Here is a 15160-nt window from a genome sequence, read left to right on the forward strand (position 1 = left end):
CCGCGCAAGACCTAGGCCGCCCGCGCTACCCGGTCGCGCCCACCGCGCTTGGCACAGTAAAGGGCTTCGTCGGCGCGCCGGATCATCGTGCCGACGTCCTCGCCCGACTGCCACTGCGCGACGCCCGCACTGATGGTCAGGGCGATCACCTGATCGCCGACCTGTATCGGACTGGCGGCGACGTCCCGGCGCAAGCGTTCGACGACCGCCATCGCGGTATCGATGCCTGCGCTGGCGAACAAGATCGCGATCTCCTCCCCGCCATAGCGCGACAGCGTGTCGTCGGCACGCACATCCCGCTGCAGCCGCACGGACAATTGCACCAGCACCTCGTCCCCGGCGCTATGTCCGTACTGATCGTTGATCCGCTTGAAGTGATCGACGTCGAGCAGCGCAAAGACAAAGCCCTCACCGTCGCGCATCGCCCGTTCGCGCGCGGCTTCCAGTGCAGCCATCAGCGTGCGACGATTGGCGAGGCCGGTCAGAGGATCGGTGCTCGCCAGCCGGTCGAGCTGCGCATTGGCGGTGCGCAGTTCGCTGGTACGCTTCTCGACCATCGCCTCCAGCATCCGAGCACGACGGCGAACCACGGTGGTCACCAGCCAGACGAGCCCCGCCAGCCCCAGCACGAAGCCCAGCGCCATCGCCACCCGCGCAGGCCAGGTTTCGTACCACTGCGGATCGACGACCAGGCGGAAACGCCGCGTGATGACCTGAGGCGCAAGGCCGGGCACCTGGGCCTTCAGGTCCAGCCAATAGCTGCCCGCGGGAAGGTTGGTATAGGTGGCCGCCGCTGGCGTGCGCGCCGGAACGGTCATCCAGTCCCGGTCGAACCCTTCGAGCCGATAGCCGTAGCGGATTTCCTCCGGCGCGTCGAAATCGGTCAAGGCAAAGCCGATCCGTAGCGTTCGGCCGTCCCGGCCCAAATGCAGCGTCAGCGCGGACGCCGCCGAGTCGATCGTCACCGCCCTACCGTCGATTTCAGCCGCGCTGATGATCAGCGCCCTGGTCCTGACCCGCTCGCGGTGAGTTAACAGCAGATCCGGCTGGAGGATCAACAACCCGTCGGGCGAGCCGAACAGCAGCGAGCCGTCTGGGGTCTTTCCCACGGCCCGCTGGTTGAAAGCGTTGGTTGTGCCACCATCGCGCTGGCTCATCATGCGAACGGTGTGCCCGGACGGATCGATCACCGAAATGCCGCCTGCGCTCGCTACCCATACCCGGCGGCGGCTGTCCATCGTCAGCGAGGCGACATTGTCGCCGGCCAGCCCTTGCGCCTCGGTAATCGCGTCGAAACGCCATCCGTTCGCGACCGCATGGCCAAGACCGACGCCGCCATAGGTCCCGACCCAGATGTCGCGACCAGCGAGAACGATCGACCCGGCATAATCCTGCGGCAGGCTGGCGGAATGCCCTGCCCGGCTGGAAAAATTGGTGAAGCGGCCTGTCTGAAGGTCGAAAAGTCCGAGCCCGGACGGCGTGGCGACCAGCGCCGATGTCGGCGATCGGACGACGATGTTGATGACTTCATTGTTGGGCAGGCTGTGCGGATCGGATGGGTCGTGCTGGAACCGGCGAACTTGCCCGTCGACCCCGTTGCGGACGAACAGACCGCGATATGTGCCGATCAGCAGCGCCTGGGGCGTCTGGGCCAGGGAGATGACCGGCAGGTCGCCCAGACCGGGCACGTCCAGGGCACGGGTCTTCAGCGTCGTGCGGTCGATCGACACCACGCCACGAGCACCGACCAGGATCGATCCGTCGTTCGCCTCGATCAGCGCCTTGATGTCCTGTCCGCCATGGAAACCCGGCAGGGGGAGATGCCGTACCACACCGGTTTGCCGGTCCAGCGCATCGACCGTCCCCTTGCTGAAACCGAGCCAGATGACGCCTTGGCGGTCGACCAGAATTCCGCGAACATTGTCGTCGGACAGCGATTTGCGAGGGTCGGGCATCGCCGCTCCGATCTGCAGCACGCCGCCACCCGGTCCCCGGCCTCGCGCCGCGCCCAGTTCCGTCGCCGCCCACATGCCGCCCGATCCGTCGAGCGCAAGGTCGCGCACGGTATCGCCCGCCAACGACAGTGGGTTGGCCGCGACATGGCGGATCGGCATGACCGAATAATGGTGCGCCGGATCGATCAGCAGGATGCCCATGCCGTCGGTCGCCGCCCACATCCGGCCCTGCTGATCCTCCTGCAACGAACGCACCGTGCGGTGGCCAACCAGCGGTGATTCTCCTGCCAGCGCGCGAAACTGGACAAAGCGAGGCCGAATTCCACGATCCGGGCTCATGTAAATCCCGTCCGACCCCGTTCCGATCCAGAGATGCCCTTGCCGGTCCCGCTGGATGGCCCAGATATCGTCCTTCGGCGCGGTGCCGCTCAGTGGCACCAAAACGAATCGGTCGGCATGCGGTGCTCTAACCCACAGCCCTTCCTCCGTTCCGGCCCACACAGTGCCATCGGCGTCGCGAAAGACCGCGAAAACGACCTGGATTCCGCCTTTGCTATCGCGGATCGCCTCTGCCGCCATCGGATCGAGCCGGTCGTTGCGGGGATCGTAATGATGAACGCCCCCGTCCGATGCGACATAGGCGCCACCGGCCCCATCGGGCGTCAGGTCGAAAATGCGGGTTCCGGTCCGCTGTCCCTTGGCGATCAGACGATGAAAGCGGTCGGTGCGGACGTCGTACCGCGCCAAGCCGCCGACATTGGTGCCGATCAGCACACTGCCATCGGGCAACGCGAGCAGCGAGCGGACATAATTGTCAGGCAGCGAATAGGGATCGGACAGGCGCTGCTTGAAGCTCCGCACCCGTTGCCCGTCATAGCGGGTCAGCCCGCCACGCGTACCGATCCACATCGTACCGTCGCGGGCGTGCGTGATCGCCGTGGTCGTGACGTGCGGCAGATCCACGGAATCGCTCAGGCGCGTAAAGGTCGCCCATTGCCATGCCGCCCAAGGATCGCTCCTTTCGGCCCCGGCCCCAGCGGGCAGGATCGACAGAAGCAGCAACAGGGCCGCGGCGCCCAAGGATCGTATATACGTCAAACGATAGTCCCCGGATCGTATGACATGGCACCCCATAAAAGTGGGTTAATCTGATGGACCGGATCGGGCCCATTCATCAAGGGGTTGACGCACCATCATTGTTCCTGTTTCGTTTCCGTCGGCCCGCGGACGGTGGGCCGTGTGATCGCCATGAGCTCTGCGGTGCCGAATTCTTCTTTATCGACGACAGACGCATTGGCGGCCCATGACGGCCGCAAGATCATCCATGTCGACATGGACGCCTTCTATGCATCGGTCGAGCAGCGCGACGATCCCAGCTTGCGCGGGCGACCATTGGCGGTGGGTGGGTCACGCAAGCGCGGCGTGGTCGCGGCCGCCAGCTACGAGGCGCGCGCCTTCGGGGTCCGGTCTGCCATGCCCTCGGTCACGGCCGCGCGCCGTTGTCCCGAACTCGTCTTCGTGCCGCCCCGCTTCGACGTCTATCGCGAGGTTTCGGGACAGATCCGCGCCATCTTCGCCCGCTATACCGCGTTGATCGAGCCTTTGTCGCTCGACGAAGTCTATCTCGACGTGACCGAGGACCGCGCCGGGCTGGGATCGGCGACGGCCGTTGCCGCGGCTATCCGGGCGGCCATCAAGGCGGAGACCGGGCTGACCGCCTCGGCCGGGGTCAGCTACAACAAATTCATCGCCAAGCTCGCGTCGGACCAGAACAAGCCCGACGGAATGTGCGTGATCCCGCCCGCCCTAGGCGCGGCCTTCGTCGCCAGCCTGCCGGTCAAGCGCTTCCACGGGGTGGGGCCGGTGACCGCGCGCAAGATGGAGGCGCTGGGCATTCTGACGGGCCAGGACCTGTGCAATCGCCCGCTGGAGTTCCTGCAGCGCCATTTCGGCAGCTATGCCGATTATCTCTACGGCGCGGCGCGCGGCATCGATCATCGGCCGGTCCGGTCCCAGCGCATCGCCAAGTCGGTCGGGGCCGAGCGCACCTTCGAGGACGACCTGTCCGATCGCGACGCGCTGCGGACCGCGCTGGAGCGGGTGGTGGATGCCGCCTGGACCCGGATCGAACGAAGTGGCGTCGCGGGGCGGACCGTGACGCTGAAGCTGCGGCACAGCGATTTTCGAACCATCACGCGTGCCCGCTCGACCAGCCATCCGGTCGCGGAGCGTGCCCAATTCCTGGCGATCGGACTGGACCTTCTCGACCAGCAGCTGCCGATTTCGGGGGGCGTCCGGCTGCTCGGCCTTACGCTGTCGGGTCTGATCGATCGCGAGGATGGCGAACAGGGTCCCGATCAAGCGGAGCTACCGCTCTGACGATCAGGCAGCCAGCTCGCCGATCCTAAGGCCCGGTTCGGGATCGACGTCGAGCGTCAGGATCGCGACCGCACCGCTCCCCTTCCCCGCGCTGCGCAGCTCCAACGCGCCCCCCATCGCCGCCATGGAATTGGCGCACCAGTGCAGGCCCAGGCCACCCGACTTTTCCGTCCGCGTCGAGAAACCCGGCTGGAACAGCCGCGTCGCCTGGGACGGCTCGAAACCTTCGCCGTCATCGATGATCCGCACCGATAGCCGACCGTCGTTGGGCGGCATGATCTCGACGGCGATGGTGCCATGGTCGCGTCCGGTGGCAACGATTGCTTCGACCGCGTTGGAAAACAGATTGCCGATCACCTGGCTCAGGATCACCCGATTGGCCAGCACAGGCGCTGGTCGAGCGGGGAAGTCGACCTCGATCGACACCGAACGGGCATAGCGCGCGATCGTCGCGTTACGTGCGACGATATCGCTCACGTCACAGCGTTCGCGTGGTGGCCGCTCATGTGCGCGGGCCTGTTGCGCGCCGATGATCTCCAGCGTCTGCCGCATGGCATCGCGCCCGACCTCCAGCTGCATGCGAACCGCATCCCGGGCCACCGTCTCCGCATCCAGCGCGGTCGCGACGAAGGTAACGAGCTTGGCGCGCCGCGTCGGATCGATGTCGTCGCGCCGCAATTCGGCCAGCGCCCGGTCGATCAACTCGCGGTCCGGCAGGGTCCTCGCGCCCATGCCATGGCTGAGGATGGTCGCGAGCGGGGCCAGGGCGTTGCGGACATTGTGCAACACCCCCACGGCGCTTTCCGACCGGCCCAGCGCAAAGCTCTGGATCTCGTTCTGTTCGCGCAGGTCCTTCAACTGGTTTAGCATCGCGTTGAAGCTGCGCCCGAGCGAACCGAACTCATCGTCGCGGCTGCGGCTGTCCTCAAAGGGAAGGAGCGCGCCGGAGGCCTGCACCCGCTGCATATGCCGTTCGACCCGATCGAGCGGCGCCAGGACGAAGGCGGCAAGCGCCCGGCGGAGCATCAGGAGCAGGAAGACGAGCAGCAGGATCGATCCCGCCACGGCCAGCAGCAACACGCGTCGTCCCAGCAACACGACTTCACGCGAGACGCGGAAGGCGGCCGTCGCGACCGGCTTGCCATCGGCCCCGCGCACCGGCACCGCGATATCGATGATGCGCGAACTGGCCGAAACCGCGTCGGCCTGCCCCAGCGGCGGGCGGACGATCCGCGCGGTCTTGCCGAGAAGCGCCGACAAATGCCCTGCCGTCAGATGGCGCGCGACCGCCACATAGCCGGACGGATGCCCCGCCCCGGCTACCGATCGGGCCAGACCGACCGCCATCAAACCATGGTCGGTCGGCAGATAGAATTTGGTCGAAGACGCCCCACCGATCAGGCGATCGGGATCAAGGCGGCTCAACGCTCGCGACAGCTCGGCCGTGCGCGACGCTGCTCCCGGCGCCTCCTCTCCAGCGCGCAGGCGCACATCCCAGGCAGCGCGGTCGGCCGTCCGATAAGCGACGGCATCGACCGCATGGGCGGCGAACAGGGTGCGGGCCAAATCGGTGGGAGCTTGCGAGGTGCTCGCATGTTCACGCGCCAGCTCCTCGCTGCCGGCCGCAAATTCGTTCAAGGCGAACCGCGCGCGGTGGCGATAGCCATCGGTCGCCCGCTTCTCCAGCTCGGCAAAGCTGGGCGAAATGACGAGGGCGAGCAGCGCGGCCAACGCGATCGCGCCCGCAATGCCCGCGACCGTCAGGACCGACACCATGGTATCGCGCAACGAGCGCGGGCGAAGCCGCGCGCCGATCCATTTCCGCAAGCGCTTCACAGCGATCAGCGCCGGGCACCTGCCGCGATGGGAAGTTCGGAGACGTTGCTGCCCGGCAGCGGCAAGTTACGCCGCGCCGCCAGTGCCCTGGCTTCCATCGCACGGACCGGGCGCGAGAAGAGGTAGCCCTGCAGATGGCTGGCCCCTGCAACACGAAGCGCCTGGGCCTGCGCCTCGGTCTCGACCCCCTCGGCGATCACGCCCAGGCCCAGCGCCCGGCCGAGATGAATGATCGAGTGGACGATCGCGGCGGATTCGCGTTCGCGTCCCATACCGTCGATGAAGCTGCGATCGATCTTCAAGCAGTCGAGCGCGAACTTGCGGATATTATAGAGGCTGGAATAGCCCGTGCCGAAATCGTCCAGCGCTATGCGGAAGCCCAGGCGGCGCAATTCGCACAGCGTATGCGCGGCGCGCTCGGCGTCATCGAAGATTGCGGTTTCTGTAATCTCGATCTGCACGCGGCCCGGCTCCACGCCCGCGCGACGAACGCTGTCGATGACATGGGCGACGAAATGGGACCGCCGGAACTGGACCGGACTGAAATTCACCGACACATATTGGCCGGGCCAATGCTGCAACTCGGCCAGCGCATGGTCGAGCACCCAGTCACCCAGCTCGTGGATCAGATGGCTTTCCTCGGCGATGGGAATGAAGATCGCCGGGCTGACCGCACCATGTTCCTTCGTGGTCCAGCGGACCAGCGCCTCGAACCCGGCTATATCGAGGCTGCCGCGCGCGACGATCGGCTGGAACGTCAGGCTGAGTTCGTTCCGGGCGATGGCATTGGTCAGCCCCGCTTCGATCCCGCGGCGGACACGAATGCTTTCGTCCATCCGCTCGTCAAAGACGCGGACGACCCCGCGACCGGCCCGTTTCGCATCGTTCAGCGCCAAGTCGGCCTGGCGGACCAGATCGGTCGGGTCGCGCTCGATGCCCTCGCCGCTCATCACCAGCCCACAGGACGCGCCGCACCGGACCGCATGACCCAATATGGTGAAGCTGGCGGCGCAGGCCGCTACGATCCGCTCGCAGGCGACGACCGCTTCGGCCTCGTCGCTCGCGTCGAAGAACAGACCGAACTCGTCGCCGCCAAGCCGCGCGACAAGGGCGTTGTCGGGCGCCGCATGCTGGATCGTCGTACAGACCTCGCGGATCAGCTCGTCGCCCGCCAGATGGCCGAGGGTGTCATTGACCAGCTTGAACCGGTCGAGATCGATCATGCCGATCGCAAACGGCCCCGGTTGCCGCCCGCGCTCCTGAATTCCACGAAGGAAGGCGACGCGATTGGGCGCATCCGTCAGTGCGTCATGCATGGCGATGTGCATCGCCCGGTTCTCGTTCGCGGCCAGCTCGGCGGTCTTTTCCTCGAGCGTGACGACCTGCGCCGCCAGCATCGCGCGCGCCGCGGCCAGTTCGCGATCATTGTCCCAGCGGCGGCAGAGCGCGAGCGCCATCTGCGAGATCTCGGCGACCTCGAACGGCTTGGCGATGTAGAAGATCTTGTCCGGCGGCCCGGCGACCTTGCCGATATCGGTCGGCGAGAAATCGGAATAGCCCGTAACGATCACCAGATGGACGTCCGGATCGAGCGCACGGATGCGTCGCGCCGTCTCGCGCCCGTCGATGCCCGGCGGCATCCGGATATCGATGAAGGCGACCGCGAAGGGATTGCCTTCGGCCAGTGCCTGCTCGACCGCCGCGACCGCATCGAGACCCTGGTGGCAATGATGTGGCCGGAACGGGCGCTGGGCAATATCGCCCGGTTCCGACGTCGCCGGATCAGCGACGCCGAACAGTTCGGCGGCCATCACATCCAGCGTATCGCGGCGAGTCGGCTGGCCGTCCGAAAGACCGGAAAAACAATATGCGTAGCTGTCGTGTACCGCCGGTTCGTCGTCAACGATCAGAATACGCATCCGGTCACCATCATTCCATCGTCAAGCAATTGGTGGAGCGATGGTAACCGGAGACGCTTAATGTGACGTAAATGGTCAGTGTTGGGGCCGCGATTACTCGACCGTGACGCTTTTGGCGAGGTTGCGCGGCTGATCGACGTCGGTGCCCTTGGCGACCGCGACGTGATAGGCGAGCAGCTGCACCGGCACCGCATAGACGATCGGCGCGATCAGCGGATGAACCTTGGGCATGGTGATGGTCGCGATGCAACCCTCTCCGGCCGCCTCGATCCCGTCATAGTCGGAGATCAGGATGACCTTGCCACCGCGCGCCTGCACCTCCTGCATGTTCGACACGGTCTTCTCGAACAACGGCCCCGAGGGCGCGATGACGATGACCGGGACATGCTCGTCAATTAGCGCGATCGGGCCGTGCTTCATCTCACCCGCCGCATAACCTTCAGCATGGATGTAGCTGATTTCCTTGAGCTTTAACGCACCTTCGAGCGCCAGCGGATAGTCGGTGCCACGGCCCAGATAGAGTACGTCGCGCGCGCTGGCGACGGCCCCGGCCATGCCCTCGATCGCTTCGTCATAGGCCAGCGCGCCGTTGATCGCGGCCGGGGCTTCGGCGAGATGGCGGACGATCTGCTTTTCCTCGTCGGCGCTCAGGCGCCCCTTGGCCTTGGCGAGGTTGGCGGCGAGCGCGGCGAGCACGCTCAACTGGCAGGTAAAGGCCTTGGTCGAGGCGACGCCGATCTCCGGCCCGGCATGGGTCGGCAGCAGCAAGTCGGCCTCGCGCGCCATCGAGCTGGTGGGCACGTTGACGACCGCGGCAATCGTCTGCCCCTCGGCCTTGGCGTGGCGCAGCGCGGCCAGCGTATCGGCGGTCTCGCCCGACTGGCTGATGACGATCATCAGGCCGCCCGGCTCCATCACTGGTGCGCGGTAGCGGAACTCGGAAGCGACATCGAGGTCGACCGGCACGCGCGCAAACTGCTCGAACCAATATTTGGCGACCATGCCCGCATAGAAGCTGGTGCCGCAGGCGACGATGGTGACGCGCTTGATACCCGACAGGTCGAACTCGGGGATCGGCAGCGCGATCTTGCCCTCCAGACGCTGGAGATACGAGCGCAGCGTCTGGGCGACGACGATCGGCTGCTCGTAGATTTCCTTCTGCATGAAGTGGCGGTGATTGCCCTTGTCGATCAGCGCGCCGGTCACGCCCGACAGGGTGACCGGCCGGTCGACAGGATTGTTATCACGGTCATAAACTTGCGCACCCTCGCGGGTGCAGACCACCCAATCACCCTCGTCCAGATAAGCGATACGCTGGGTCAGCGGGGCGAGCGCCAGCGCATCCGATCCCAGATAGGTCTCGTCATCGCCGTACCCGACGACCAGCGGCGAGCCAAGCCTCGCGCCGATCAGCAAATCGGGTTGGTCGCGGAACAGGATCGCAAGCGCGAAGGCACCGTGCAGGCGCGGCAGCACTTCGCGGACGGCGGCGACGGGATCGAGGCCCTGCTCGACCTTTTCGCTGACCAGATGGGCGACGACTTCGGTGTCGGTCTCGCTGGTGAAGACGCGGCCGCGGCCGATCAGCTCGTCACGCAGCGCCTTGAAGTTCTCGATGATGCCGTTGTGGACGACCGCGACATGATCGGTGGCATGGGGGTGGGCATTGTTGGTCGTCGGGCCACCATGGGTCGCCCAACGGGTATGCGCGATGCCGATCGAGCCGGGCAGTGGATGCGCCGCCAATTCCTTGGCCAGGTTGATCAGCTTGCCCGAGGCGCGCCGCCGCTGGATCGCGCCGTCATCGATGGTGGCGATGCCCGCCGAGTCATAGCCCCGATATTCCAGGCGACGCAGCCCATCGAGCAGACGCTCAGCGACATCCTCGCCGCCCAGGATTCCCACGATACCGCACATAAACTTACTCCCCAGCCTTCTTCGCGGCCTTCTTGGCCGTCATCATGTCTCGAAAACGCTTAGCCCAGCCCGGCTTGGTCTGGCGCTCGGCCCGGACCAGCGCCAGCGCGTCGGCCTCGACATCGCTGGTCACCACGGCCCCCGCACCGACGATCGCCCCCGCGCCGATGGTCACCGGCGCGACCAGTGCGGAGTTGGAGCCGATAAAGGCCCCCTCGCCGATCACCGTCTTGTACTTCAGGAACCCGTCGTAATTGCAGGTGATGGTGCCCGCACCGATATTGGCCCCGGCCCCGACCTCGGCATCGCCGAGATAGGTCAGGTGGTTGGCCTTGGCACCCGGGCCCAGCACGGCCTTCTTCATCTCCACGAAATTGCCGACCCGCGCACCTTCGCGCACATCCGCGCCGGGGCGGAGACGCGCATAAGGGCCGATATCCGCCCCGGTGGCGACGGTCGCGCCCTCCAGATGGCTAAAGGCATGGATGGTCACGCCGTCGGCGACATGCACGCCGGGGCCGAAGACCACATGGGGCTCGATCACGACGTCGCGGCCCAGCTTCGTATCATGCGAGAACCACACCGTATCCGGCGCGATCAGCGTCACCCCGTCGGCCATCGCACGGGCCCGGCGACGCGTCTGCCAGTCGGCTTCGACGACCGAAAGCTCTGCGCGGCTGTTGACGCCCGCGACTTCGCCCGCCCCCGTCTCGATCACCGCCGAGTGGCGACCATCGGCGGCCGCCAGCATCACGATATCGGGCAGATAATATTCGCCCGCCGCATTGTCGTTGCCGACCCGGTCGAGCAGTCCGAACAGGTCGACCGAACGCACCGCCATCAGGCCTGAGTTACAGAGGGTTACGGCACGTTCTTCAGGATCGGCATCCTTGAACTCGACCATGCGGTCGATCCGGCCCGACTCGTCGGCGATCACCCGGCCATAGGCGGCGGGATCACTCGGGCGGAAGCCCAGGACCACGGCGGCAGGCTGATCGCCCTGGCCCAGCCGGTCGATCATCGCCTGCATCGTCCGCGCCTCGACCAGCGGCACGTCGCCATAGAGGATCAGCACATCGCCGTCGAAACCCGACAGCGCGTCCCGCGCCTGCGCTACCGCATGGCCGGTGCCCAGCTGCTCGGCCTGAAGCGCGGTGCCCACGCCCAGCGGCGCGACCGCCGCCTCGACCTGTTCGCGCCCGGCGCCCGTCACCACGACCATACGCTCGGGGGAGAGCTGCTTCACGCTGTCGATCAGGTGGAGCAGCATCGGCCGCCCGGCAATGGGATGGAGGACCTTGTGCAGGTCCGACTTCATGCGGGTGCCCTTGCCCGCAGCGAGGATGATGGCGGCGACTGGTCTCGTCATGGTGGTTGCGCCTGCCACGGATTTCGGTTCAAGGCCAGCAGGAGACTGCACCAGGACGAGACATGGACGTCAATTCATCGCACGGTTTTCCTTTCGCCATCGTGGGTTTCGACCTGGACGGCACGCTGCTCGACACCAGCGGCGATCTGGCAGCGGCGGTCAATCATGCGCTCGGCTCGATCGGTCGTGCGCCGCTGAGCGTCGAGGCGGTCAAGCCGATGATCGGCGGCGGCGCGCGGGCCATGTTGAAGCATGGGCTGGAGGCGACCGGCGGCTATGACGACGCGATGCTCGATACGCTGCATCGACAGTTGCTCGACTATTACGAAGCGCATCTCGCAGTCCACACCGCGCCTTTTCCCGGGGCGCTTGCCGCGCTGGACGAACTGGCCGCACTGGGCGTGCGGCTGGGTATCATGACCAACAAGCTGGAGCGGTTCGCGCGCGCCATCCTTGACGCGCTCGGGCTGACCGAACGGTTCGACGCGATCATCGGCGGCGATACGCTGGGCATCGCCAAGCCATCGCCCCGGCCGATCCAGGCGCTGGTCGAACAATGCGGCGGCGGCTCAGCGGCCTTTGTCGGCGATTCGATCTTCGACGTGCAGGCGGCACGCGCCGCCGGACTTCCGGTCGTCGCCTGTTCCTTCGGCTTCCTTAGCCAGCCGGTGGAGGCGCTGGGCGCCGATGCGATCATCGATGGTTACGGCGAACTCATTCCGACGCTGGAACGGCTCGCCCCTTCCGCCACTTGATCCACAAATGCCGCGCCAGCATGGGCAGCGGCATTCGGATGGCGTGCGAGCGAATATAAAAGCCCAGGCACATCACCGGCCTTCGCTCGCGCCCCCAGCCGTCCCGCGCCGTTAGTCTCCGGCGATAAATCCGGTCAGTCACGGTCAGGCCTCGCCACGGTTCGGGCACGTCGGTCCCATATAGCGCATGGCTCAAACGCATCGCCCGCGCGACCGCCGCCGACAGGCCATGGTGCCGGGCCCGCTTTTCCAGCCCCTCAACGCCACGCTCCTCGACCAGCGCATGGATATCCCAGAGATTGCGCAACCCACCGCTCAGGTCGCCATCGGCGAACAGATGCGCAGCGGCATGGACGATCATGTCGGCATGACACAAGACCGCCAAGCCACTACCCAACGGCTCGGCAGCAGCCATTAGCGACCCGGCATCCGGTGTCGGTCGTGCGGTCAGCGGCAGGATAGTATGGTGCACGTCGACCATCCGATCCCGCTCGCTATGGATCATCGGCGGCAGCTCGTGCATCCAGCGACGGTAATAGAGGTCGTCATAGGGGTCCGACTTCACCCACTCCCAGCCTGCGTTCAGGAGCAGCTTTTCGGCGTGATCGAGGGACGCGCGCGGCAACAGGATGTCGCAATCGCCGATCCCACGCCCCTGCCCGGCCGCGAGCCCCGCTGCGACGAAGGCGGTCCCCTTCAGTAGGATCACCGGCACCCCGAGCGGGGCCAGTGCGCGCGCGACGCAGTTCGCCTCCCAAAGGGCGGTTCGGCGCACCTCCTCCGCCTCTGCCCTGGCGTCCTCCAGCACCCGCTGAACGACCGCTGGAATCGCCAGCCCCTCCAGCCGGTACGCCAGCGTACCCAGCAACGTCTCGGCCCGAGCAACCGTCACCACCTCGGTCCAGCGCGCCAGGTCGAGCGTCAGCGACCGCTCCGGCGCGCGGAGCAGCGCGATCATCGTTTCGATCGCGCTCACAAGGCGCTCCAGATCGATTCCACCGCGGCGACGCCTGCCTCACCATCGGGATAGTCCAGCGCGACGGCGGGCACCTCCGCCCGCAAGCGGGTTAGCGTGCGAAACCCCGCCTCGCCCAGCGCGACATAGTTGGTCGATGCCTGGGTCAGCCGGACGAACGTCTCGGTAGGTGCCATACCCTGCAATGCCAGCGGATGACCGAAACGCGGAAAGACCAGCAGAGCGGGCCGCGCGGGCTGCGTCATCGCGGCAATGGAGGCGGCGTCGGGCACGACGTGGCGAACCTCTCCCTTGGGCGTGCCGGACAGCAACGGGCCGACCAGGCGCCCGGCAGGAATAACGCCCAGGCTTTCGTTCTTCAGGCTGATGGGACGCGGGAAGGGATGCGCCCAGCCGGTCGCCGGATCGATCATCGCGAACTCGTCGCCCAGAAAGCGCCAGCCGCGCTCCGACAGCATCAGCGCCAGCGTCGACTTGCCCGCGCCCGATACGCCGCTAAGCAGCATTGCCTGGTCTCCCCGCGCGACCACCGCCGCGTGGAGCAGCAAGTGGCGGCGATGCCCCAGCGCAACTTGCAGGTTCATTCCCATTTCGGCGGCAAGCAGCCCCTGCGCCAGCGGCAAGGGCGCGGCGTCGGGCAGGTGATAATCGCCCGTCGTGCGCACCGAAGGCCTGACCCATCGCCGCCAGAAGGAGGTTGCCTCCAGCCGAACGCTGTAATCGGCAAACTCCGCGCGGGGATAGTCGCGGTAGAGTGCATCCATCGCGGCGATCGGCGCGCGCCAGTCCGATCCGATGCGGAAGCCCACCGGCCCGACCTGAAGGAAAATGCAGTGCCTCACAACCGGTCGACCAGCCCGGCCGCCTCCAATTCGTCGAGCCGAGCGCGCAGCATCGCCATGCCGTCGCCTTGCGCGTCGCCCAGCTCATATTCCGCCGCCAGCCGCGCGAACAACTCGTCCCGATCGAGCGGTGCATCCGCCAGCACCTCAAGGATCTGGGGCGCCGGCTCGTTCAGCAGATGGGTGATGCCCGACGGGCGATGAAAGATCGCCGTGAAGATATCGAGCGGCTCGACGATTAGCAGCGCCGCCTCCGCCGCGCGGTAGCGCGGACCGGCCATGCGATCAGGTCCGGGGATTCTGCACGGACAGGAAGCAGGTATAGCCGCTCTGCCCCATCTTCAGCTTCCTGATGTAGGCGAGATAGGCTTGGCTGCTCTTGTACGTCGCACCGGGCAGATTGGCCCCCTCATACATCGCCTTGTGGACCTCCTCGCCCGTAAAGGGGCGCGGGGGCGGCGGAAAGGGGCCATAGCCGAGGAGCGGGCCCAGCAGGCTGGGCGGCGCGAGCGAGCCATCGCTGGCGATATACTTGCCCGCATCGCCTGGGCCGGGAACCGGGATCTGGCAGTTCAGAATCGAACCCGTCGCCTGTGCCATCGCGGGGCGGATCGCGACGACCGCACTGGTTCCGACCGCGCCCAGCATCAGCATCCGGCGGCTCGTCACGCTGGAAGCGGGAGCGGCGGCCGGCTCCTCGGGGAGCGGCCCCTGATCGGGAGGCGTGTCGTCCATGAAATCGCGATGTCCCATATTCGTCGCCCTGCCACAAGACGCTGAGCAAAGGCTTAAGCTTCCCAAAACTGGCCAAAAGCTGGATCATATCGAGGGCGCAAGGAAGACAGGCGACGCATCGACCGCTACATCGACACCCCATGGGATTCGGCGTTCGCACCTTATGGGCGGTGATCGTGGCTGTCGTGGCCGCGCTGGTGGTGTTTCTGAGCGCCGGGCCGGGCCCCGCGATCATCACGCTAGTCGGCGGCATCGCGGCGGCGTTGGTCGCGAGCGAAGGCGTCGCCGATGAACAGGACGAAGGTCGACTGGCCGAGGAGGAGGACGCCCTGTCCCCCCTTCTCGAAGAAGCGCTGGACGCCATCGTAGAGCCGGTGCTGCTGATCGAGAAGGGTCGGGTCATCCTCGCCAATCGATCCGCCCGCGCCTTGCTCGGCGGGCATATCGTCGGGGAGGATGCGCGTGTCGCCATCCGCC

12 protein-coding genes are annotated in these 15160 nt (G+C 66.5%); 3 read left to right on the forward strand and 9 right to left on the reverse strand.

The window, feature by feature from the left end; translation table 11 throughout:
- Nucleotides 1-11 precede the first annotated feature (11 nt).
- Complete coding sequence (locus SB4_RS00880) at nt 12-3035, reverse strand: ligand-binding sensor domain-containing diguanylate cyclase (RefSeq protein WP_058751007.1); 3024 nt, start codon at nt 3033-3035, stop codon at nt 12-14.
- A 213-nt stretch (nt 3036-3248) separates the two neighbouring features.
- Between SB4_RS00880 and dinB the strand changes: the two genes are divergently transcribed.
- A complete protein-coding gene (gene dinB / locus SB4_RS00885; protein ID WP_275044972.1) occupies nt 3249-4334 on the forward strand; it encodes a DNA polymerase IV in 1086 nt (361 codons plus the stop codon).
- A gap of 3 nt (nt 4335-4337) precedes the next feature.
- On the opposite strand, the gene SB4_RS00890 is transcribed toward dinB, so the two are convergent.
- From SB4_RS00890 to glmU, 4 genes are all read right to left on the reverse strand, one after another.
- Nucleotides 4338-6170, reverse strand: coding sequence for a sensor histidine kinase (locus SB4_RS00890; protein WP_241488431.1), 1833 nt, complete (start codon nt 6168-6170; stop codon nt 4338-4340).
- Nucleotides 6171-6175: 5 nt separating this feature from the next.
- Complete coding sequence (locus SB4_RS00895; protein ID WP_058751009.1) at nt 6176-8089, reverse strand: EAL domain-containing protein; 1914 nt, start codon at nt 8087-8089, stop codon at nt 6176-6178.
- 93 nt (nt 8090-8182) lie between these two features.
- On the reverse strand, nt 8183-10006 hold the full coding sequence (gene glmS / locus SB4_RS00900; protein WP_058751010.1) for a glutamine--fructose-6-phosphate transaminase (isomerizing): 1824 nt from the start codon (nt 10004-10006) through the stop codon (nt 8183-8185).
- Between the two features lie 4 nt (nt 10007-10010).
- Nucleotides 10011-11375 (reverse strand): bifunctional UDP-N-acetylglucosamine diphosphorylase/glucosamine-1-phosphate N-acetyltransferase GlmU, encoded by a 1365-nt coding sequence (gene glmU / locus SB4_RS00905; protein WP_058751011.1) that lies wholly within the window; start codon nt 11373-11375, stop codon nt 10011-10013.
- 62 nt (nt 11376-11437) lie between these two features.
- Here glmU and SB4_RS00910 point away from each other — a divergent pair, with 62 nt between their 5' ends.
- Complete coding sequence (locus tag SB4_RS00910) at nt 11438-12130, forward strand: HAD-IA family hydrolase (RefSeq protein WP_058751012.1); 693 nt, start codon at nt 11438-11440, stop codon at nt 12128-12130.
- Here SB4_RS00910 and SB4_RS00915 read toward each other — a convergent pair.
- The 4 genes from SB4_RS00915 to SB4_RS00930 are packed head-to-tail and all read right to left on the reverse strand — an operon-like array spanning nt 12090 to nt 14701.
- A complete protein-coding gene (locus SB4_RS00915; RefSeq protein WP_058751035.1) occupies nt 12090-13088 on the reverse strand; it encodes a nucleotidyltransferase domain-containing protein in 999 nt (332 codons plus the stop codon). The genes SB4_RS00910 and SB4_RS00915 overlap by 41 nt on opposite strands.
- 14 nt (nt 13089-13102) lie before the next feature.
- Nucleotides 13103-13948, reverse strand: coding sequence for an HprK-related kinase A (locus SB4_RS00920; RefSeq protein WP_058751013.1), 846 nt, complete (start codon nt 13946-13948; stop codon nt 13103-13105).
- Nucleotides 13945-14229, reverse strand: coding sequence for an HPr-rel-A system PqqD family peptide chaperone (locus SB4_RS00925; RefSeq protein ID WP_058751014.1), 285 nt, complete (start codon nt 14227-14229; stop codon nt 13945-13947). Before SB4_RS00925 ends, SB4_RS00920 begins: the two co-directional genes overlap by 4 nt.
- Before the next feature lie 4 nt (nt 14230-14233).
- The gene (locus SB4_RS00930) at nt 14234-14701 is read right to left on the reverse strand and encodes a hypothetical protein (RefSeq protein ID WP_241488432.1); all 468 of its coding nucleotides are present in this window, start codon (nt 14699-14701) and stop codon (nt 14234-14236) included.
- 158 nt (nt 14702-14859) lie between these two features.
- Between SB4_RS00930 and SB4_RS00935 the strand changes: the two genes are divergently transcribed.
- Nucleotides 14860-15160, forward strand: a 301-nt coding sequence (locus tag SB4_RS00935; RefSeq protein WP_338112922.1) for a PAS domain-containing protein, incomplete at its 3' end; no start/stop codon positions are given.

It is taken from the genome of Sphingomonas sanguinis, assembly GCF_001476905.1.
GTDB lineage: Bacteria > Pseudomonadota > Alphaproteobacteria > Sphingomonadales > Sphingomonadaceae > Sphingomonas > Sphingomonas sanguinis_B.